Here is a 20,853-nt window from a genome sequence, read left to right on the forward strand (position 1 = left end):
TTATTTAATGATAATTTCCTTTTTAGAATTTATTTTTACCACACAAAAAGGATAAGTAATATTTTGAGAAACCATCGCATCAGGTTCAGGGCTCGTTTCTTTTACGGTAATTATTATATTCTTGTCTGTTTCTACAACACTTTCTACTCCTACCGCATATCCTCCGGTCATTTTTTCGCCCAAATTCAAAATAACAAAATTTGATCGCTGCACATCTTCGACACTGATTTTATTCCTTAAATGAGTATCGTTTTGCAACATCTTAATTTCATTTGGTTCAGTAAGAATTTCAAAAAAATGAATGCTGGCTCCACCTTGCTGCTGCTGAGTCAAGACTTCATACAAGGGCTGTTTTCCAGAATTTTTTGTAGCCACCGATCCGCAGGAAACTAAAATTAAAATGACTATAATTGCTGCTGTTTTTTTCATTTGCTGTTTTAAAATGATTAAAAGAATCGGCTCTATTTGGGTTTACTCAATGATCTTGCTTTTTTTGAATACTTTTTGATCGCTTTTTCATATAATTCTACATACTGCGGCAGAATATTTTTTATATCAAATTTCTTAGCGACAGACAAAGCGTTTTCTTTAAATTTAAAAAGAACAGCGTCATCACTCAAAATTTTCAAAGCATTTCCTGCCATTTCATCAATATTTCCAACATCACTCAAAAATCCGGAAACTCCATCAAAATTCACTTCTGGCAAACCTCCTGAATTACTAGAAATTACCGGAACTCCCCAAGCCATTGCTTCTAGGGCAGCAAGTCCAAAACTTTCGGTCTCTGACGGCAACAGGAACAAATCAGTGTAACTTAATATCTTATCAATCTCGTTAGAATTTCCGAAAAAGATTACCTTATCCAAAATACCCAATTCCTGACATAAAATCTCAGCTTTTTCCTTCTCAGGACCATCCCCTACCATCATTAATTTGGCAGGAATCTGTTGTTGGATTTTATAGAAAATTTTAATTATATCCGGAATTCGCTTTACAGCTCTAAAATTACTGATATGCGTTATGATTTTTTCATTTTCTTTGGCCATTACAGACCTGCGGCAGGGTATATTAGGATCCAGAATGTTTTTATCCAATTCGATAAAATTTGGAATCACATGAATGTCTCTTTTTATGTTGAATAACTTATAGGTATCCTCTTTCAAACTTTGAGAAACCGAAGTCACCACATCCGATTTATTGATACTAAAACTTACCGCAGGCTTATAAAACGGATGATTCCCCACCAAAGTAATATCGGTTCCGTGAAGGGTTGTTACCATTGGGATTTCAATTCCTTCATCTTTTAGCATTTGCTTAGCCATATAACCGGCATAAGCATGAGGAATGGCGTAATGTACATGAAGTATTTCTATCTTGTGTAATTTTACCATATCGACCAACTTGCTTGACAAGGCCAGTTCATAAGGTTGATAATGAAACAATGGGTATTCAGGAACGTTTACTTCATGATAATAAACATTTGGGCTTAAAAGTGCCAATCGCACGGGTTGACTATAGGTAATAAAATGAATTTCATGCCCCAATCGGGCCAATTCAAGACCTAATTCTGTTGCGACAACACCACTTCCGCCAAAGGTAGGATAACAAACTATTGCAATTTTCATTTACTTATTTTAGAAGTACGAATTTAAGGATTCTCTAATTATTTATACTGTTTTTTAAAAGTTATATTTCCAAATCAACTGAAACAGCAAAATTATTCTAGAATAAAAAAAGCATAAGAATACGATTCCTGTGCCTTCTTTCAATATTTAAAATGTTTGAATATTAGAAAAAACGACTGTGCCAGCTATCCATAGCCGGAACTTCCCAAGATTCTTTATATTCCTGAATGTTATTGATTAAATTATTGAAAACAATAGTGTTTTCCGTAACGGCCTTATCTTTTACCATTTTCTTAAAATCAATCAATGGCTTATGAGCAATATGCTCCCCTAACTTGAAAGTCACATTCATTTTGTCTAACAAATCAACTCCGTATTTTTGCTCCAGACTTTGGATAAACTCCACTGAAGAATCAATAGAACAACCTGTAGCAGCTTGAACTTCTTGATTTACGGCTATAATGATAAAACGATTGTACTTTAACTGAAAAGAAGATTCTAAACTTGTCCCGTGCGCAGCCCAACCCTCAAGAAAGGATTTTAAATCGGTTTCAATCTCAGAAAATTCGGCATCCGAAAATTTTCTATTCGATTGATAAATCCAAATTCTGGATTCTTCGGGTAAATTTTCAAAAGGAACGTACATATATTTTAATTATAAATTGTGAATTATAAATTTTTAAGCAAATAAAACTATTGGAATCCTTTACAAATCTTGGGCGTTAGCAATCAATTCGGCAATATCCAATACCTTAACTTCGGCTTCCTTTTCTTTATTTTTAATTCCGTCAGTCATCATAGTATTACAAAAAGGACAACCAGCGGCAATTATTTCCGGTTTTGTTTCTAAGGCATCTTCGGTTCTTAGCACATTTACCTCTTTATTTCCAGGTTCTGCGTCTTTAAACATTTGCGCACCACCGGCACCGCAACAAAGACCATTGGCTTTAGAACGTTTCATTTCTACTAATTCGGCATCGAGCTTCAGGATTAAATCTCTAGGTGCTTCGTACACATTATTGGCTCTTCCTAAATAGCAAGGATCGTGAAAAGTGATGCGTTTTCCTTTAAATTGTCCGCCTTCAATGGTCAATCTTCCGTCGTCTAAAAGTGATTTCAAAAATTCAGTATGATGAACTACTTCATATTTTCCGCCTAATTCAGGATACTCATTTTTTAAAGTGTTGAAACAATGCGGACAGGCAGTAACAATTTTTTTAGCTTCGTAAGCATTCAGCACTTCAATGTTCATCATGGCTTGCATTTGAAACAAAAACTCGTTTCCAGCTCTTTTTGCAGGATCACCAGTACAGCTTTCTTCTGCTCCAAGTACGGCGAAAGAAACATTGGAACGATTTAGGATTCTCACAAATGCTTTCGTTATTCTTTTGGCTCTATCATCAAAACTTCCTGCACAACCCACCCAAAACAATACTTCAGGTTGTTTTCCTTGAGCTAGCATTTCTGCCATTGTTGGCACTATTAAATTTTCTGACATATTATTTTGTTGATTCGGTTAATCGATTATTCGTTGATCCGGTTAAATGTTTAAACGAGTTACCAATATACTATAAAATATTAATTTTCGTTTTTCCAATTCAATCGATCTTGCTGACTGTATTGCCATGGCGCACCATTATTTTCAATATTCGTCATCATAGCGTTTAAAGGCATTGGCGCTGCACTTTGCTCCATTACCAAATAACGTCGCATATCCATGATGATCGATAGCGGACTGATATTTACAGGACATTCCTCAACACAGGCATTACAAGAAGTACAAGCCCACAATTCTTCAGGTGTAATATAATCATTCAAAAGTGTTTTATTATCTGGAACAAACATCCCTTTATTGGCATCGATATTTTTCCCAACCTCCTCGAGCCTGTCTCTGGTATCCATCATTATCTTACGAGGCGACAATTTTTTACCGGTAAGATTGGCAGGACAGGAAGAAGTACATCTTCCACATTCCGTACAAGTATAAGCATTCAGGAGTTGTACCCAATTTAAATCCTGAACATCGCTGGCTCCAAATTTACTTGGAACTTCTCCCTCATTTGCGGGAGCTGCAGCAAAGGGATCGGCATTAGGATCCATCATCATTTTTACTTCTTTAGTAACGGCTTCTAAATTATCAAACTGCCCCAAAGGATTCAAATTGGCAAAATAAGTATTAGGAAAAGCCAACAATATGTGCAGGTGCTTTGAGAAATACAAATAATTCATAAAAACAAAAATTCCTATGATATGCAACCACCAAAACAGTTCTGAAAATAACATCACCGATTCATTTGACATTCCATTGAACAAAGGCGCAATAAATTGGCTTACTGGAAAGGAACCCGCTTTGATAAAATGAGAAAAACCTCCCGGAACATTTTGCAAATGCAAATCGGAAGCGTTCATCAATAGAAACAAGGTCATTAAGACCATTTCAAAATAAAGAATGTAATTCGCATCACTTTTAGGGAATCCGTTTAAATCCGGATTGATGAAACGTTTTAATCGAATTAGATTTCGTCTAATCCAAAAAGCAGAAACCGCAATTAAAACTAATAATGCCAATATTTCGAATGAACCAATCAACACATCATAAGCCGAACCTAAAAAGGAAAACACGCGATGTGTACCAAACAAACCATCAATGATGATTTCTAATAATTCGATATTTATGATAATAAAACCTAAATAGACAATAATGTGCAAAACACCAGCAACAGGTCTTTTGACCATTTTTGACTGCCCAAGAGCTATCATCGCCATGTTTTTCCATCTCAAACCGGGATTGTCTTTTCGATCAATATCAATCCCGAGATTTATGTTTCGGTGGATTTTCTTGATATTGCTGAAAAAATAACCAAAACCTATTACTAATAAAATAGCAAATAATATATTGTCTAAATAGCTCATAGAACTTAGTTTTTTTCGTTAGGAATAGTATCGTTTACAGGGGCTTTATAGGGTTTGTTCTTCTTTCCAAAAAGAGATACATTTACATATCTAGTAGGATAAAGCCTTACATCTTGAAGTAGCAACTCTAATTCTTTTGAAGTTTGAGATAAATTAGCATATAATGCATCGTCTTTCAACAATTTCCCCATTGTACCTTTACCGGATTCCAAACCGCTCATGATACCATTTACTTTGGCTAAGGTTTTATTCAAATCTTTAACTGTTTTTCCTAAATCGGCTTTGTTTAAAGAATCGGATATTTTAGAAAAATCCCCCGAGATTTTATTGAAATTAGAAACAACACCTTTTATTTGACCCTTATTATCATCCAAAACAGTGTTCATACTTACCGAAGCTTTGTGAAATTGCTCCATGGTTTTACTCAATTCGGCCAAACTGATTTTTAAGTCTTCTTGCGCTTTTTTATCCAAAACATTATTAATCCCGGTAATCAAATTATCCGCATTAACCATTATTTTTTCGAGTTTTTCCTGAACAGGAGCCAATTTATCCCCTACCGTTTGAGTAAGTCCTAACTTCACATTCCCTTTTAGCTGATCGCCATTCTCAGCAACCGATTTATCTTCAAAATTAGGTTCAATCGCAATTTGCTTCCCACCTATAAAACCAGGCTCATAAATAGAAGCTAAACTGGATTTTGAAATAGGAAAATCACTTTTAATTTGTAATTCGACTAATAATTTTCCGGTATTTTGATTTATCGTAATGCTATTCACTTTACCAATCACTAAGCCGTTTAGAGTAACGGGAGCCGATGTAGCCAAACCTTCAACGCTGGCGTATTCTACATATAATGTTCTATAACTACTAAAAAGGTCTTTTCCTTTTAAGAAACTGTATCCCCAAATAAATAATAGTATCGATGCAATCACTAAAATTGCTGTCTTAATCTCTCTTGTTAATTTCAAAATCTAAAGTATTTTGGACAAATTTAATATAATAATTTGAACTTGTTATAATTTAATCGCTTCTTGAACACTGATTTTTAATCCATCTTTAAAGGCTATCAAATAGGCCGATGCATAGCCTTTGGATTTTGCAATCTCTAAATTGCGCTTGGCTTCCCCATAGTCTGAAGTAGTTCCATATACATATTTATAAAAATCACCACTTTCTGTCATGCATGAAACATCTGATAATCCTTTAAAATTTGCAGGTTTTAATTCAATCTTTCTTTTTCCGGCTGCTAGTTGAACTTTAAAGACCACCTCAGAGCTTGATGCCTTAGTAACTTCTTTCCCAATTATTTTGTTTTTAGCAACAGACTCTCCTTTTTTAAGAATAACAGAATCCTTAGATTCATTCCCACTATTTTTTTTAGGTGTGGTAGTATTTGATTGGGAACCAAAATACTCATTTTTATAACTAATGATAGCCTCTGCGATAGCTTCGGCCATTTTTTCCTGACCAAATTCGGAATTCAAATAAAGTCCCTCATTTTTATTGGATAAAAAACCCAATTCGATTAGCACACTAGGCATATAAGAAGCGTCTAAGACCCATAAAGGTATTTGCTTAATCCCTCTTGATTTTCGATGTAATTTGTTGGAGAAATTATGTTCTATTTTTGAAGCTAAACGAATACTTCTTTCTAAATATTCTTCTTGCATAATTTTTAGCCCTATCAAAGTTTCAGGCTTATTGGGATCGAAACCTTTATACGTTTCTTTATAATCTTTTTCCAATAAAATAACCGAGTTTTCTCTTTTGGCAATCTCAAAGTTGGTGTTGCTGCGCGCTAAACCCATCACATACGTTTCGGTACCATAAGGAACGGGGTTACTAACCGAATTGCAATGTATAGATACAAATAAATCAGCACCAATATCATTCCCTGCTTTAGGTCTTTCTGCTAAGCTTATAAAAACATCTTTTTTTCTGGTATAAACCACTTTGATTTGGGTATCCTTTTCAAGATAACGTTCTACTTTTAAGGTTGTTTTTAGCGCTATTTCTTTCTCAACGAAACCGTGATAAGAATTCCCGGGATCTTTTCCTCCATGACCCGCATCTAGAACAACAACAAATTTGGTATTGGATTGAGAAAAAACATTTAAAGAAAAAAGCAACAATATAGCTGCTAATGCTGTTTTAACTCCTGTACGTATTTTCAAAATTTTAGTTTTTTTATTACAAATTTAATATAAACATTTAACTTTTATATTAATTCTTAATCGCTTCTTGAATGCTGATTTTATCCCCATTTTTAAAAGCCACTAAAAAAGCTGAATTATATCCTTTAGCCTTTGCTTCTTCTAAAAGTTTTTTAGACTCATTATAATCCTGGGTTTCACCATACATGTATTTATACATTTTATCATCATACTGCATTGTTACATTCTTGAGACCATTAAAATTTCGAGGCAATAAATCCATTTTTCTGGAGCTTACTGAAATTTGCACTTTAAAAAGAGTATTAGAATCAGCTGCCTTTCCTGATGTTTTTTTATCTTCAATCCCCACTTGAGTGTTTTTGGTTTTAACAAAGGTAGCACTGTCTTTGACAGCAGTTCCATTCACTTTCTGAGATGGTTTGACTTCAAGAAAATCAATCATTTCGTTACCAAAGAACTCATTTTTATAACTCACAATCGCTTCGGCTATGGCTTCGGCAATTTCATTTTGTCCGCTTTCAGAATCTAATAAATTTCCTTCGGCATAATTAGATATGAAACCTGTTTCCACCAAAACCCTTGGCATATATGCTTTATGGAGCACCATAAAAGGAGCTTGTTTGACACCACCTTGTCTCAATTTTTTACCCAATCGACCAAAACCTTCCTCAATTTTACTTGCCAAAGAAATACTGTAATCTAAATATTCTTCTTGCATTAAAGTCATCCCAATCATCGTTTCTGGAGAGTTTGGATCAAAACCTTCATATTTTGTTTTATAGTCTTTCTCCAATGTAATCACAGAGTTCTCTTTTTTGGCAGCCTCTAAATTGGAAGCAATCTTATTCATCCCCATTACATAAGTTTCAGTTCCATCGGCGGCAGTATTTTTATTGGCGTTGCAATGAATCGAAACAAAAATATTGGCATCGGCTCTGTTGGCAATATTGGCTCTTTCGATCAAATCAATAAAAACGTCCGTTTTTCTGGTATAAATTACATGAAAATTAGGTTTTTCTTCTAATATTTTCCCTACTTTTAACACAATAGCTAAAGCAATATTTTTTTCGATATGACCATTATAAACCGCACCAAAATCATGAGCTCCATGACCGGCATCTAAGGCAACTTTAAAAATATGGGATTGACTGTAGGAATTATAAGAGCCTATAATTATCAGAAAAATAAACAGTCCTTTAATTTTATGTAATAAACGCATCAAAAAATAAATTTAATTAAAACACTATGGCTATATATCTTCTATTTGATTATTTTTGACAAAAAATAATCTGTAAGTTTGACACTTCAAAAAACAAGCCATAATTTTACAAAAATAGCATTTAAACCTTTGCAGACAAACTTATTTAATATCGTTTTGATATCCTTTTTCCTCACGATTGGATACGGTAAGACCTACGCACAAGATATCTCAAAAAAAAAGGCAGCAATTTCTGCTAAAAAACAAGTAAACACTCCTAATCTAGAAGTGACAACCGCTAACAAAACTATAGTAGAACAAAAAAAACAAGTCGATACTATCGTAAAAAAAGACAGCCTCAAGCCCAAAAAAGCTTTTCTTGACGGAAAGGTGAAATACAAAGCGAATCAATTTGTAAAAATTGACCAAAAGAAAAAACTGATTACCTTATACGACAAAGCCGAACTCTACTACCAGGACGTTGAACTAAAGTCGGGGATAATTGTCATGGATTATGAAAAAAATGAAGTCTATGCCGGCCGAATTAAAGACTCTACAGGCAACTACACCCAATATCCCAATTTCAAACAAGGTGCTAACGAAGTAGAACCCGATTCTATTCGGTTTAATTTTAAAACAAAAAAAGCCATAATTTGGAATTCCAGATCAGATCAAGGAGAGTTTAAAGTAAAAGCAGCAATTACTAAAAAAGAAAATGATTCCGTTTACTTTTTAAAAGGAGCACGTTTTACAACCTCAAAAGATGTTGACAATCCTGAATATTATTTTCAAACCAGCAAGGTAAAATTCATTCCCGGCAAAAAAGTAATAACCGGCTTAACCAACATGGTCATTGCTAATGTACCAACCCCTATTGCTCTGCCCTTTGCCTATTTCCCAATGAGTAAAGAAACCAGTGTTTCCGGACTTATTTTACCTAGTTATAACGATTCAAACGATCGCGGTTTTTCCTTGCAAAATGGTGGTTATTATTTTGCCCTAAATGAACATTATGATTTGACCGTTTTAGGAGACTACTATACTAATGGTAGTTATGGTATGCGATTTGAGTCTTCTTATGCCAAAAGATACAAATTTCGTGGAAATGTCAATATCAGGTTTGAAAATTTAATCACTAGCGAAAGAGGCTATCCCGATTATTCAAAACAACGCATTTACAACATTCAATGGTCGCATTCCAGAGATGCAAAAGCCAATCCAAATTCAAGTTTCTCTGCTTCGGTGAATCTTGGAAGTAGTAAATATTTTAAGCAATCGATAAATCTGGCCAATGTTGGTTCTAATCTAAACAATACCTTAAGTTCGTCTGTATCTTATTCTAAAACGTTCAATTCTGTTCCACAAGTCAGAATGTCCTTATCGGCAACACATTCCCAAAACACCCAATCGGAAGCAATCAACATGACCTTACCTACACTACAACTTAGTGTGGACCGCATCTATCCTTTTGTTGGAAAAGATGCCGTTAAAAAAGGTTTTTTCAAAAACATCAATTTACAATACAATTTGAACGGAAGAAACAGTATCACCACAACGGATTCTCTTTTCTTCAAACCTCAGATGTTTAGAGATGCTAAAGTAGGAGTACAACACAGTATTCCGTTGAGTACCAATTTCAAATTGTTCAAATACTTCAGTGCCTCCACCTCTTTAAATTATGAGGAAATCTGGTACGCCAAAACCATAGAAAGAAACTACGACATAGATCAAAGCAAGGTAGTCGATAAAGTAGTAAGCGGTTTTGACGCTTTTAGAACCTACTCTTTTTCATCTAGTATAGGAACTACTATTTATGGAACTTTCAACTTTGGAGAAGACAAAAAAATAAAATCTATCCGACACGTCATGCGTCCCTCTGCTTCTTATGGCTATACTCCAAGTTTTGAAAAATACTACGACACCTATGCTGCCGATGCTACTGGAACCATGACAAAACAGTATTCCCGTTTTGAAGGGGGGATTTTTGGCGCTCCCGGTTTAAACCGCTCTAATAATGTAGGTTTTAGTTTGAGTAACACTTTTGAAGCTAAAGTAACCGATAAGGATAGCACCAAAGTGGAACCCAAAAAAATCATGTTACTGAATAACTTAAACTTTTCTACAAGTTATAATCTGGACGCTGACGGTAAGACTTCGCTTGCTTGGTCTCCAGTTCGAGTTAGTGGAGGAACGCAATTATTTCAGAACAAAATGAATGTCAATTTTGGAGCTACCTTAGATCCCTATGCGATTGACAATTCCGGTAACCGAATGAATCTATACAACATCAATAACGGCGGAAGTCTATTTAGAATGACTAGTGCCAATATGACCTTAAATTATTCTCTTTCGAGCAAAGAAAAAGAGAAAGACAAAAAAGATAAGGACAATCAGACTCAAAGAAACGGAGGCCGTGAAGATGATCTTTTTGGAAGCAATACCGTTCTAAATGACAGAAAAAGCCAATTTGACGGAGAAGAAGAAGAAGGTGAAGATCAAATTTCGGAATTTTTCAGATCTAAATTGCCTTGGGACATGACATTTGCCTATTCCTTGACTTATGGAAATAACAATAGGGAGAAAAAAATCATCGGGAATTCGATTATGATTTCTGCCAATGCAGATTTAACACCTAAATGGAAAGCCGGAATATCAACAGGTTATGACTTTGTACAAAACGGCGTTACCTTTACTCAGTTGCGTTTTGAGAGAGATTTATTGAGTTGGAGAATGGATTTCAATTGGACTCCATTTGGCGATAATGCCAACTGGGGTTTCTTCATTGGAATAAAATCTGGGGTGTTGAGCGACATAAAATGGGATAAAAGAAGCAGAAATGTAGGTCGATAACTTTCTGCTGATTATTTGAGCTAAATAGAACCTAAAAAGAGATTCACATACTATAAACCATCATATATTTATCATGAAAAAAATAATTTTTACTGAGAAAGCCCCTGCTCCAATTGGTCCATACAACCAAGCCGTACTTAAAGGAAACACCCTTTATACCTCAGGGCAGATTGCTATTAATCCGGCAACTGGTGAACTGAATGTAGCCAATATAGAAGCCGAAACTGCGCAAGTAATGGAAAACATGAAAGCTGTTCTGGATGCTGCAGGAATGAGCTTTGAAAACGTGGTAAAAACTACTATATTCATTATGGACATGAATGATTTTGCAAGTATCAACACGGTTTATGGTTCTTATTTTAACGAAACAACCGCTCCGGCCCGTGAAACCGTTCAAGTGGCTGGCCTACCAAAAAATGTCAACGTAGAGATCTCTATGATTGCTATTCTATAATACTGCTAGCAAACTTGATAAATACAATCTTAAGAAAATGTCCCAGCTAAAACGGGACATTTTTTTTTTTGCCTAAATAACTCTTTAAAACAAAAAAAACCGTTTCTGTAGATGAAACGGTTTTGTAGTTTTATAAAAATATAATTATACTATAATTTCGATAGTATTGCGTTCAATACCAACTGAGCAGTAGCTTCATTAGTCGCTATGGGCACATTGTGAACATCACACACCCGAAGCAACATATTGATATCTACTTCATGGGCATGACTTGCCAGTGGATCTTTGAAAAACAAAACTAATTTGGTTTTCCCTTCGGCGACTCTTGCTGCTATTTGAGCATCTCCACCCATGGGCCCAGAAAGCATTTTTTTTACTTTAAAACCTGCTTTTTCGGCTTTGCTGCCCGTTGTTCCGGTGGCTATTAGTTTAATCTTTATATTTTGTAATAGTTCATTGTTTTTATTTAAAAACTGAACCATATCCACTTTTTTGCCATCATGCGCAATAATTGCAATTTCCATCTTTAATCTCTATTTATTAGCAATATGGTAAGCAATCAAACCATCTATAGGCCTTCTTAACACATTCCCTAGTTGCAACTCATATTTATCAAATGTTTGTTGCAATTCGTCTTTTAAATAAAAAGCAATAGAACCCACAAAATGCACGGGAACTTCTTTGCAATTATCAAATTGTCGGATATAATTTTTTACGAAAGATTTCATTCCTTTAAGAATAATTTTCTTGCAGAATTCAGAATCTTTATGTTGAATTAAAAACTTAGCAAAAGTTGCCAAATAAGCATTTGGATTAGGCTCTTTGTACAATTTATTCTTAATAAAATCAGGATCTAAATCGTACTCTTTTTCAAACTGCAGTGCCAATTCTTTTGGCATTTTATTAAAATAATATTTTCTTATCAGTTCTTTTCCAAAAACATTGCCGCTACAATCATCCATAACGATATAACCTAAAGATTGTACTTTTTGATGCAATTCTTTTCCGTCAAAATAACTACAGTTAGAACCCGTTCCTAAAATACTCACAATTGCTTCTTGTCCTTTAGGAGTTGTTGCATATACCGCTGCATAGGTATCTTCTTCTACAGATATAATTGCATTAGGGAAATAAGCTTGAAAAACTTGCGATAGCGCAATTTTCATTCTATCCGTTCCGCAACCTGCGCCATAAAAAAATAAATGAGAAGCCTCATTTTTATTTTGCAAAATATCAAAACGATCATTCAATCGCTTAACAATTTCGCTACTATCAAGAGTTTCCGGATTCAACCCTAATGTTTGGGTGGTAAACAATACTTTCCCCTCATCATCTATTGCAATCCAATCAGCTTTGGTTGAACCACTATCAACTATTAATCTCATTTTTTTGGTTTTTAGGTTTCGTTTTTTCTATTCTAAATAATTTATAGTCAGAATAGTAAAAAATAAAATCCCGTTAAACATCAAAGATAACGGGATTCTGTAAATATAGATAATTATTTTAAGCCTGCAATGTGTACCGATAAATCGATTAATTTACTAGAATATCCATACTCATTATCATACCAAGATACGATTTTGAAGAAAGTAGAATTTAATCCAATTCCGGCATTAGCATCAATGATAGATGTTCTTTTATCAGAAACAAAATCTTGAGAAACTACTAGATCTTCCGTATATCCTAAAATTCCTTTCATTGTAGTTTCGGAAGCATTTTTCAATACTGCCATGATCTCTTCGTAAGAAGTTTCTTTTTCTACTTTTACAGTTAAATCAACTGCAGAAACATCTGTAGTAGGAACACGGAAAGCCATTCCTGTTAATTTTCCATTCAATGAAGGAATCACTTTTCCAACCGCTTTTGCAGCACCTGTAGAAGATGGGATAATGTTGCATGAAGCAGCACGTCCGCCTCTCCAGTCTTTTCTAGAAGGACCGTCAGTAGTCATTTGAGTTGAAGTTGTAGCGTGAACTGTAGTCATCAAAGCTTCAACAATTCCAAAATTATCATTAATAACTTTAGCCAATGGAGCTAAACAGTTAGTCGTACAAGAAGCGTTAGAAACGATCAAATCAGAGGCTTTTGCTTCGGTATGATTTACTCCCATTACAAACATTGGAGCATCAGCAGAAGGAGCCGAAATGATTACTTTTTTAGCGCCACCTTTGATGTGCTCATTAGCCGTTTCTACAGTAGTAAAGAAACCAGTACATTCAGCAACTACATCAACATCTACTTCATTCCATTTCAAATCAGCTGGATTTCTTTCAGCAGTGATACGAATATTTTTTCCGTTTACGTATAATTTTCCTTCTTTTACTTCAACAGTTCCATTAAAACGACCGTGAACTGAATCGTATTTCAATAAGTAAGCTAAGTGATCCACGTCTAATAAATCGTTGATAGCCACTACCTCTACATTATCTCTATTGAATGATTCTCTAAAAACGATTCTTCCAATTCTTCCGAAACCGTTTATTCCTAATTTTACTTTTGACATTTTACTTTAATTTTTGTTTATTTTCCTTTTCTATTTAACTTATTTAAAGTCTAATTTCCTCACAATAAACTTCAATATTTTCTTATGTTGACATGATATCCGAAACTCTCAATAGTTCCCTGTCAATCTCTGATTTGCCTTTAATGGCTTGCTCCAATGGAGTCAGATTTACTTTGTCATTTTGTAAACCCACCATATAATTTGATTTTCCTTCCAATAAAGATTCGACTGCTTTTACGCCCAATCTACTGGCCAAAACCCTGTCAAAACAAGAAGGTGAACCACCGCGTTGCATATGACCTAAAACCGATACTCTCACATCGTATTCCGGTAAATTAGCTTCTACGTAATCTTTTAATTCAAATACGTTTTTACCTATTTTGTCTCCTTCGGCAATTACAACAATACTGGATGATTTTCCAGATGCTTTACTTTTTTGTAAAGATTCCAACAATCTGTCCAATCCTAAATTTTCCTCTGGTATAAGAATTTCCTCTGCTCCTGCTCCAATACCGGCATTTAGAGCAATGTGACCTGCATCTCTTCCCATAACTTCCACAAAAAATAGTCGGTTATGTGAACTTGCCGTATCTCTAATTTTATCGATTACATCAACCACTGTATTTAACGCCGTATCATAACCAAGAGTATGACTTGTACCGTAGATATCATTGTCAATTGTTCCTGGAATTCCCATTATTGGAAAATCAAATTCAGAGTTAAAAAGCAGTCCTCCGGTAAATGTTCCGTCTCCGCCAATAACTACTAAGGCATCAATTCCTGCTTTAAGAAGATTCTCATGTGCTTTTATTCTGCCTTCTGAAGTTTTAAAATCAAGAGAACGTGCTGATTTAAGAACAGTTCCTCCTTTATTAACAATATTATTAACGCTACGAGGTCCCATTTCCTTGAAGTCTCCTTCAATCATACCTTGATAACCTCTATAAATTCCGATGCATTCTATATTATGATAAGCGCAAGTTCGAACAACTGATCGAATAGCAGCATTCATCCCAGGAGAATCTCCTCCGGATGTCAGAACACCTATTTTTTTTATTGTTTTTTGCATTATTTAAGTATTAAAGTGTAAAACTAGCAAACATAATACAGTTATGATGCTATGTTTTCAGTAAATTAATAAGCTATCTCAAATTCAAACGTTTTCGTTGATAAGTTTATTTCAAATTAAAAAAACGAACTAGGATTCAGTTGGTTAATTCCAAAAAAAGGGATGCCAAAACTGTCCACATTTTAGATCTTATAAAGTTAAAAACCCGCTTTTTGACTAGCAACAATAAACTATTTTGAAAAACGAATTACCAGGAATTACATAAAGAAAGAAAAACATTCAAAGTCACCACTTATAATGATTTTAAAATAATTTGTAGCCCCAAAAAGACTAACTATTCAGGTCAATTAAAGTAAAATCCAGAAACCAAATTACATTAAAAAGAAGGAAACTAATATCAATCCTCTTTCCTAATTACAGCCTCTTTATTCTCTATTTTTTTTTCTTTTTTAGGACTCTTTGGCTTGGTAAAATTGATATATTCAGGAGCCAAATTAGAATCTTGAAATTGATCCGTAATTATATTTTCTTTGCCTAGCTGATGTTTCTTGAAAATTTTATTGATCAATTCTTTGAAAGTATCAAAATCGACCTCATAAGAGACTCCTACCCCTTGTGTATAGCCAATACCTTGTCCCACATAATTAATATCATTCTCCCTATTAAACAAGCGCAAATTCATTGTCCCATCCTCATTTACTCTATACAGCACTTCTAAATCTCCAACAATAGCAGATTCATTGATTCCTCCAAATGGAACCCCCACTTTTCCGTTTATGGTAATTCTTTCATTCACTTTTGAAGAAATGGTCGCTACAAATCTACCGTCAGTTTCTTTTCCAATTCTTCTATCGGCCGATATATAATTTAGTCCGACTTTGAATTTTTCATCTTCAGATTTTATGATCCCTCCCAACAAACTGGATGCAGTTTCAAATAAACTTCCTGAAAAATCAGATTGACTCACTCCTTCCGGACTCAAGAAACCACCTGACGACAATAGATACAAAGCCTGAGTTTGTCTCACGTCCTTATCATTCAATTTATATTGAATCTCTGATTTCAATACATTACTCACCGTTGGGAATTCAATGTTAAAATCGGGTTCAGGACTCGCTAAATCCCCTCGAATACCAATCACAACATCAACCGGAACTTTTCTGTTAAAAGAAGAATTTTCCAACAATACAGATGGATTTGCAATCGTTTTATATACTGCTTTAAGATTCAAAACCGCTTTCATAGGATCGCCAAACCATTCAATTGAACCGCCTTTTTCTACCAAGAACTTCTTATCAATTAATCCTCCATATTTAAAATTATAAGAACCTTCATAAGCCTGAAAATTCCCCCACATGTTAAATCTTCCCAAGGTATTGATCTTAAACAACAAAGTACCATATCCTTTACCTTTCAATCCATGCCCTGAACTGCGGTCAAAAATCACTTCCACTTCGGCATCAGGAGTAATATCCAAATCAAATTCCAACTCAAGTCCTTTATATTTTCGGGAATTTTCAACAATTCCTTTTTCAATATTATACTTTTCTTTTGCAGTCAAAAAATGAATAAAACTATTCTCACTCACACTTTCGGCGTCATTTATAGGAATTTTGAGAGTGGTACCTTTTTCTGATTGCGCTTCAACTTTAATAAACAAACCATTGGTTGGCCCTTTTATAGATGCCTCTCCGTTTATAAATGCGGTACCATAATAGGCCGCATCTTCATGATCTTGTGTATTCAAAGCAAGTAATTTCTTTGAATTTATGGTTAAATCCAACTTCCAGTCCGAAAAAACATCATGTTCAATACTTCCTTCCAAAGAACCTTTGGTATTGAACTTAGTATCTGTCAGGACATTGTTTCTAAATAAAAACTTCTGCTCGGTCAAATCAACAACAGATCGATCATTTAATTCATAATCCACATTCAAATACGGAATAGTCATTCCTGTTTTTTCCAAGTAAAGTCGCCCATTAATCTTAGGTTTCTTTACATTTCCGCCTACGCTGGCATTTCCTGAAACATAGCCTCTAATATTGGAAAGCACATCTCCTCCTAAAGAACCCAAAACTCCCAAATTGAACTTATCAAATTTTAAATTCATATCAAGAACTGCTTCCCTATTGACGATTTCAAAGTTTCCGTCAGCTCTGAAGGATTCCAGATTTTCATTTTCCAATAAAGAGTTAATGGTGAATTTTTCAAGATTTTGATCGCCCTCAATTCCAAATTTAAGCACACCAAGATCCGTTTTATTAATGTTCAATTGATCAATTGTCAATGAAGCTGTTGGTTTATAAACCGCGTTATTTTGTTTAAAATTGACTTCTCCATTTATGTTTCCACGGAAGACAAATTGATCGTCAGCCGGTGTAATTTTAAACAGATCCACATCTTTAAAACTCAATTTCAAATCCTTATTAGAAATATCTTTTATATCGCCTTTAAGGGTAATCGCTTGGTTTTCATGAGATAATATTATATCATCAATTTTAAAATTCTTAAATGATTTATCAAAAACAATTTGGTTATTGGGCGTATCTTTTTCATTCAAAAACCACAAATAATCCTTGAATTTCATCTCAGATTTACTAATCCCCACAACATTATTATTATCCTTATTAATGGTGTGGTATAAATTCAGATTGAAATAATCTTGTCCTTTAGAACCGCCTTTAAATTCAGACCTAAAAAACAAAGTATCCTTCATTGTCACGTTTATCAAACTAAAATCCCGAACCTTATAATATTTAGTTTTAATGCTGTCCAATTCTACATAAGCATTGTAAAGTGGGTTTTTATTGTCTATTGCAACCCTTATATTATCAAAAATATTTTTAGCTGCCACGATTTGTGGAGAGTTAAAATTAAGCTTAAACTCCTGGATATCCGATTTGATATTCCCCTTGACAACAGTATTGGACCCAATGGAAATCTCAGGATAAAAAAGCTCTATTATTTTACTGTAAATTGTAAAATTGAACTTCAAAAACTGTCCTTTATTTACCTTTTCCGGTTTAAAATTGGTATATAAACTTCCCAAAGAGTTCTTTGTTAATTTGACCAACTGATTAAACTGATATTTTCCCACTATTTCGCCTTCAATAATATCAGGAGAATTTATCGTAATGGTCCGTACTTTCTCCTTATCAAAGCTAGAATTGATATTGAAATCATCAAAACTGTAGGTATCTTTCTTATTTTGATAGGAAGTTTTCTGAATGTAAATATTCCCTTGAAGATCTTCAATTGTTTTTCCGGCAACCTGCACGATAATATCTCCTTTAAAAAGGGAAACACTATCCTTAATAAAATTCAGCTTATGTAAATCGGCATTCTCAACATTGATGTGAAAATCATACTTGTTATCTTTCCTGTTTAAATCTACTAAACCGTCAAAATTCATCGTAAGATTAGGATCTTTTACAGCAATTTGTCCTTTATAGTTTGGTGCTTTAAAATTACCGTCAACCGTTATATTATTATAAGTATAATTATTATAATTTATTTTAGAAACCGCTCCTTTTAAAGCCGTATTAAGATACTTTTCTGTAAACCCTTTTCCGTCTACATCAACATTCAGACTTATTTTACCCAAATCCTTGCGATCCAATAAAGTTCCAAGGTCAAAATCCTCCATGACAACATTCCCTACATAAGAAGCTTTGTCAATAAAATCAATGTTTCTCATGCTCAAAATTGATTGCGCATTACCCAAATCAGTTAAGATAGAGAAATCTGCATCTAGCGAAGTGGCACTCACCTGAGAGTTCCCCATAATGGTAAACACGCCTAATTTTTTGAGCTCAGCGGGTAACTTTTTCCCTAAAACATTAGGTAGTATTGAAGCGAGATTATCATAACTGGACACTATTTTATTAAAATTTCCGTCCATGAAAAAATATTGATCTTTTTTTCCAAAAAGATTTTTAAATTTTATCGTACCCTTAATTTGGGAATTATTAGAATCAACTAATTTTAAATCGGATAATCTTAAATCGTTTAGCGTCCCTTTTATATTTGATTTGATATCAAAATGCAAGTTCCTGCCTAGTTCCTTATAAAAATATCGAATATCATTGGAAGCCAGCGAAGCCGATTGTAGATTTACATCAAACTGAACTTTATTGTTAAAATCTAAAAAATCCTCAATTTTATAATTTAAAAAAACATTTCCTTTTAATTTTGATTCTTTGGTTTCTAAATCAAGATTTTCCAGTCTTATACTCTTTTTTGTATAACTAAAATTAGAACTCAATTTAGCAACATACACTCCACGATGATCCAGAAAAGACATCTTATCAATTTTAGTAGATACATCAGGCCCGTGAAGCTTAAATTTACTCAAAGTTACTTTAAGCTTAGTAAAGTCGACATCTTTTGGGATTTCACGATTTTCATCGACCAAAATAAAATGGCTGTTTTTTATAAATGCCTTATCTGCCGTCAGTAAAAAAGGTTTGCCCGAGGATGGCTTACCACTATCAAAAGCATTAATAAATACATCAATATTGGTCAATTTTTCATTCTTATACGTTTTTATACTAAACAGCAATCCATTTAGTTCAATATCGCTAAAAATTAAATCTCCATCCAGTACTTTCTTAACATCTAAAATATTGGTCTTAACCAGATTCGAATAAATCAAAGTATCTTTGTGATGGTCTAAAATCAGTACTTTTTTTAATTTGACACCACCAAAAACGGAAACTCTGGCGCCTTCAACAGAAATATTAACTCCAAAGTCCTTATTGAGGCTATTGGTAAAATACTGCGCTACTTTTGTCTGGACAAAAGGCAAAGATAAAATAATACCGAGCACCAATAAAAAGAGGATTATCCCGATTACTGAACGAAAAGCTATTTTTTTGATATTTTTGATACCTATTCTTGTTTTATTTTTTCCTAAAATACTATTTTGCCCAAGGAAAGAGCGGCACCTTTGCTAAAAATTCTTTAATTTTGGCTGCACCGCAAATTTAAACAAATTAAAATTTCGGTCTGTCAAATATAATTCAAAATTAGTGCCTTTTTATGCAAAATCCAGAGGTTTTTATTCTTGCAATCGAAAGTTCTTGTGATGACACAGCAGCAGCGGTTTTACATAACGACAAAGTGCTGTCAAATGTTGTTGCAAATCAGTTAATTCATACCCAATATGGAGGTGTAGTTCCGGAGCTTGCTTCGCGCGCCCATCAGCAAAACATAGTGCCGGTTATTGATGCCGCGCTTCGTAAAGCAAATATCAATAAAGAGCAATTGTCCGCAATCGCATTTACCCAAGGTCCCGGACTGATGGGCTCGCTTCTTGTAGGAAGTTCTTTTGCTAAGTCAATGGCTTTGGCACTTGGAATCCCATTAATTGCTGTCAACCACATGCATGCTCATATTTTGGCCCATTTTATAGATGAAGAAGGTTTTGAAAAGCCTGATTTCCCTTTTTTGGCACTAACCATTAGCGGCGGACATACTCAAATTGTAAAAGTGAATAACTTTTTTGACATGACCATCATTGGAGAAACAACCGATGATGCGGTGGGCGAAGCCTTCGATAAAAGTGCCAAAATACTCGGACTTCCCTATCCCGGCGGACCTTTAGTGGATAAAAACGCCCAACTAGGAAATCCTAAGGCTTTTGTTTTTACCAAACCAAAAGTTCCCGGATTGGATTTTAGCTTTTCGGGTTTAAAAACGGCTATTTTATATTTTATTCAAAAGAAAAAAATAGAAAACCCTAATTTCATTGACGAAAACATAAATGACATTTGCGCTTCTATTCAATATACGATTATCGAAATCTTAATGGATAAGCTAAAGCTGGCCGTAAAAGAAACTGGAATCAAACAAATCGCCATTGGCGGAGGCGTTTCTGCCAATTCCGGAATAAGAAAAACGCTAAAAGAAGCCGAACAAAAATACGGCTGGAAAACATTTGTTCCAAAATTTGAATACACTACCGATAATGCTGCAATGATAGGAATTGTAGGTTATCAAAAATATTTATCCCAAAATTTCGAAACCGCAGCAGTGGTTTCAAAAGCAAGAATACAATTTTAAA

The 20,853-nt window shown here is 34.3% G+C and carries 16 protein-coding genes; 3 read left to right on the forward strand and 13 right to left on the reverse strand.

Annotation, left to right across the window (positions count from 1 at the left end; genetic code table 11):
• The 8 genes from LNP19_RS14165 to LNP19_RS14200 all read right to left on the reverse strand — a co-directional run bounded on the left by LNP19_RS14165 (position 1) and on the right by LNP19_RS14200 (position 7,934).
• Positions 1–429, reverse strand: a complete 429-nt coding sequence (locus tag LNP19_RS14165; protein WP_230062546.1) for a protease complex subunit PrcB family protein — start codon at positions 427–429, stop codon at positions 1–3.
• Positions 430–461: 32 nt separating this feature from the next.
• On the reverse strand, positions 462–1,625 hold the full coding sequence (gene bshA, locus LNP19_RS14170) for an N-acetyl-alpha-D-glucosaminyl L-malate synthase BshA (protein WP_230062547.1): 1,164 nt from the start codon (positions 1,623–1,625) through the stop codon (positions 462–464).
• Between the two features lie 163 nt (positions 1,626–1,788).
• Positions 1,789–2,271, reverse strand: coding sequence for an ABC transporter ATPase (locus LNP19_RS14175; protein ID WP_230062548.1), 483 nt, complete (start codon positions 2,269–2,271; stop codon positions 1,789–1,791).
• Between the two features lie 60 nt (positions 2,272–2,331).
• Complete coding sequence (locus tag LNP19_RS14180) at positions 2,332–3,123, reverse strand: (Fe-S)-binding protein (protein ID WP_230062549.1); 792 nt, start codon at positions 3,121–3,123, stop codon at positions 2,332–2,334.
• 80 nt (positions 3,124–3,203) lie between these two features.
• Complete coding sequence (locus LNP19_RS14185; RefSeq protein WP_230062550.1) at positions 3,204–4,538, reverse strand: 4Fe-4S dicluster domain-containing protein; 1,335 nt, start codon at positions 4,536–4,538, stop codon at positions 3,204–3,206.
• A 5-nt stretch (positions 4,539–4,543) separates the two neighbouring features.
• On the reverse strand, positions 4,544–5,509 hold the full coding sequence (locus LNP19_RS14190) for an MlaD family protein (RefSeq protein ID WP_230062551.1): 966 nt from the start codon (positions 5,507–5,509) through the stop codon (positions 4,544–4,546).
• Between the two features lie 45 nt (positions 5,510–5,554).
• Entirely contained in the window at positions 5,555–6,715 is a 1,161-nt protein-coding gene (locus LNP19_RS14195; RefSeq protein ID WP_230062552.1) for an N-acetylmuramoyl-L-alanine amidase family protein, read from the reverse strand.
• Positions 6,716–6,764: 49 nt separating this feature from the next.
• Positions 6,765–7,934: an N-acetylmuramoyl-L-alanine amidase family protein gene (locus tag LNP19_RS14200; protein ID WP_230062553.1), complete on the reverse strand. Its 1,170-nt coding sequence runs from the start codon at positions 7,932–7,934 to the stop codon at positions 6,765–6,767.
• Between the two features lie 78 nt (positions 7,935–8,012).
• On the opposite strand from LNP19_RS14200, the gene LNP19_RS14205 reads away from it, so the two are divergent.
• Together LNP19_RS14205 and LNP19_RS14210 are read left to right on the forward strand one after the other, a co-directional pair.
• Positions 8,013–10,763 (forward strand): putative LPS assembly protein LptD, encoded by a 2,751-nt coding sequence (locus LNP19_RS14205; protein ID WP_230062554.1) that lies wholly within the window; start codon positions 8,013–8,015, stop codon positions 10,761–10,763.
• Positions 10,764–10,836: 73 nt separating this feature from the next.
• The gene (locus tag LNP19_RS14210; RefSeq protein ID WP_230062555.1) at positions 10,837–11,217 is read left to right on the forward strand and encodes a RidA family protein; all 381 of its coding nucleotides are present in this window, start codon (positions 10,837–10,839) and stop codon (positions 11,215–11,217) included.
• 149 nt (positions 11,218–11,366) lie between these two features.
• Here the strand turns inward: LNP19_RS14210 and LNP19_RS14215 are convergent, their stop codons facing one another.
• The 5 genes from LNP19_RS14215 to LNP19_RS14235 all read right to left on the reverse strand — a co-directional run bounded on the left by LNP19_RS14215 (position 11,367) and on the right by LNP19_RS14235 (position 19,617).
• Entirely contained in the window at positions 11,367–11,741 is a 375-nt protein-coding gene (locus LNP19_RS14215; RefSeq protein WP_230062556.1) for a methylglyoxal synthase, read from the reverse strand.
• 9 nt (positions 11,742–11,750) lie between these two features.
• Positions 11,751–12,602: an N-acetylglucosamine kinase gene (locus LNP19_RS14220; protein WP_230062557.1), complete on the reverse strand. Its 852-nt coding sequence runs from the start codon at positions 12,600–12,602 to the stop codon at positions 11,751–11,753.
• Between the two features lie 113 nt (positions 12,603–12,715).
• Positions 12,716–13,720 (reverse strand): type I glyceraldehyde-3-phosphate dehydrogenase, encoded by a 1,005-nt coding sequence (gene gap / locus LNP19_RS14225; protein WP_072937932.1) that lies wholly within the window; start codon positions 13,718–13,720, stop codon positions 12,716–12,718.
• An 82-nt stretch (positions 13,721–13,802) separates the two neighbouring features.
• Positions 13,803–14,789 (reverse strand): 6-phosphofructokinase, encoded by a 987-nt coding sequence (gene pfkA, locus LNP19_RS14230; protein ID WP_230062558.1) that lies wholly within the window; start codon positions 14,787–14,789, stop codon positions 13,803–13,805.
• A 397-nt stretch (positions 14,790–15,186) separates the two neighbouring features.
• Positions 15,187–19,617: a translocation/assembly module TamB domain-containing protein gene (locus LNP19_RS14235; protein WP_230062559.1), complete on the reverse strand. Its 4,431-nt coding sequence runs from the start codon at positions 19,615–19,617 to the stop codon at positions 15,187–15,189.
• Positions 19,618–19,829: 212 nt separating this feature from the next.
• Here LNP19_RS14235 and tsaD point away from each other — a divergent pair, with 212 nt between their 5' ends.
• Positions 19,830–20,852, forward strand: coding sequence for a tRNA (adenosine(37)-N6)-threonylcarbamoyltransferase complex transferase subunit TsaD (gene tsaD, locus LNP19_RS14240; protein WP_230062560.1), 1,023 nt, complete (start codon positions 19,830–19,832; stop codon positions 20,850–20,852).
• Position 20,853 lies beyond the last annotated feature (1 nt).

Origin of the sequence: Flavobacterium acetivorans (assembly GCF_020911885.1) — a bacterium.
Lineage (GTDB): Bacteria > Bacteroidota > Bacteroidia > Flavobacteriales > Flavobacteriaceae > Flavobacterium > Flavobacterium acetivorans.

What these genes read in the sequence shown, in the direction of transcription:
- LNP19_RS14200 (WP_230062553.1), bottom strand. Translation starts at nt 7,934, where the DNA reads ATGCGTTTATTACATAAAATTAAAGGACTGTTTATTTTTCTGATAATT.
- LNP19_RS14165 (WP_230062546.1), bottom strand. Translation starts at nt 429, where the DNA reads ATGAAAAAAACAGCAGCAATTATAGTCATTTTAATTTTAGTTTCCTGC.
- gap (WP_072937932.1), bottom strand. Translation starts at nt 13,720, where the DNA reads ATGTCAAAAGTAAAATTAGGAATAAACGGTTTCGGAAGAATTGGAAGA.
- bshA (WP_230062547.1), bottom strand. Translation starts at nt 1,625, where the DNA reads ATGAAAATTGCAATAGTTTGTTATCCTACCTTTGGCGGAAGTGGTGTT.
- LNP19_RS14180 (WP_230062549.1), bottom strand. Translation starts at nt 3,123, where the DNA reads ATGTCAGAAAATTTAATAGTGCCAACAATGGCAGAAATGCTAGCTCAA.
- LNP19_RS14210 (WP_230062555.1), top strand. Translation starts at nt 10,837, where the DNA reads ATGAAAAAAATAATTTTTACTGAGAAAGCCCCTGCTCCAATTGGTCCA.
- LNP19_RS14220 (WP_230062557.1), bottom strand. Translation starts at nt 12,602, where the DNA reads ATGAGATTAATAGTTGATAGTGGTTCAACCAAAGCTGATTGGATTGCA.
- tsaD (WP_230062560.1), top strand. Translation starts at nt 19,830, where the DNA reads ATGCAAAATCCAGAGGTTTTTATTCTTGCAATCGAAAGTTCTTGTGAT.
- LNP19_RS14215 (WP_230062556.1), bottom strand. Translation starts at nt 11,741, where the DNA reads ATGGAAATTGCAATTATTGCGCATGATGGCAAAAAAGTGGATATGGTT.
- pfkA (WP_230062558.1), bottom strand. Translation starts at nt 14,789, where the DNA reads ATGCAAAAAACAATAAAAAAAATAGGTGTTCTGACATCCGGAGGAGAT.
- LNP19_RS14175 (WP_230062548.1), bottom strand. Translation starts at nt 2,271, where the DNA reads ATGTACGTTCCTTTTGAAAATTTACCCGAAGAATCCAGAATTTGGATT.
- LNP19_RS14185 (WP_230062550.1), bottom strand. Translation starts at nt 4,538, where the DNA reads ATGAGCTATTTAGACAATATATTATTTGCTATTTTATTAGTAATAGGT.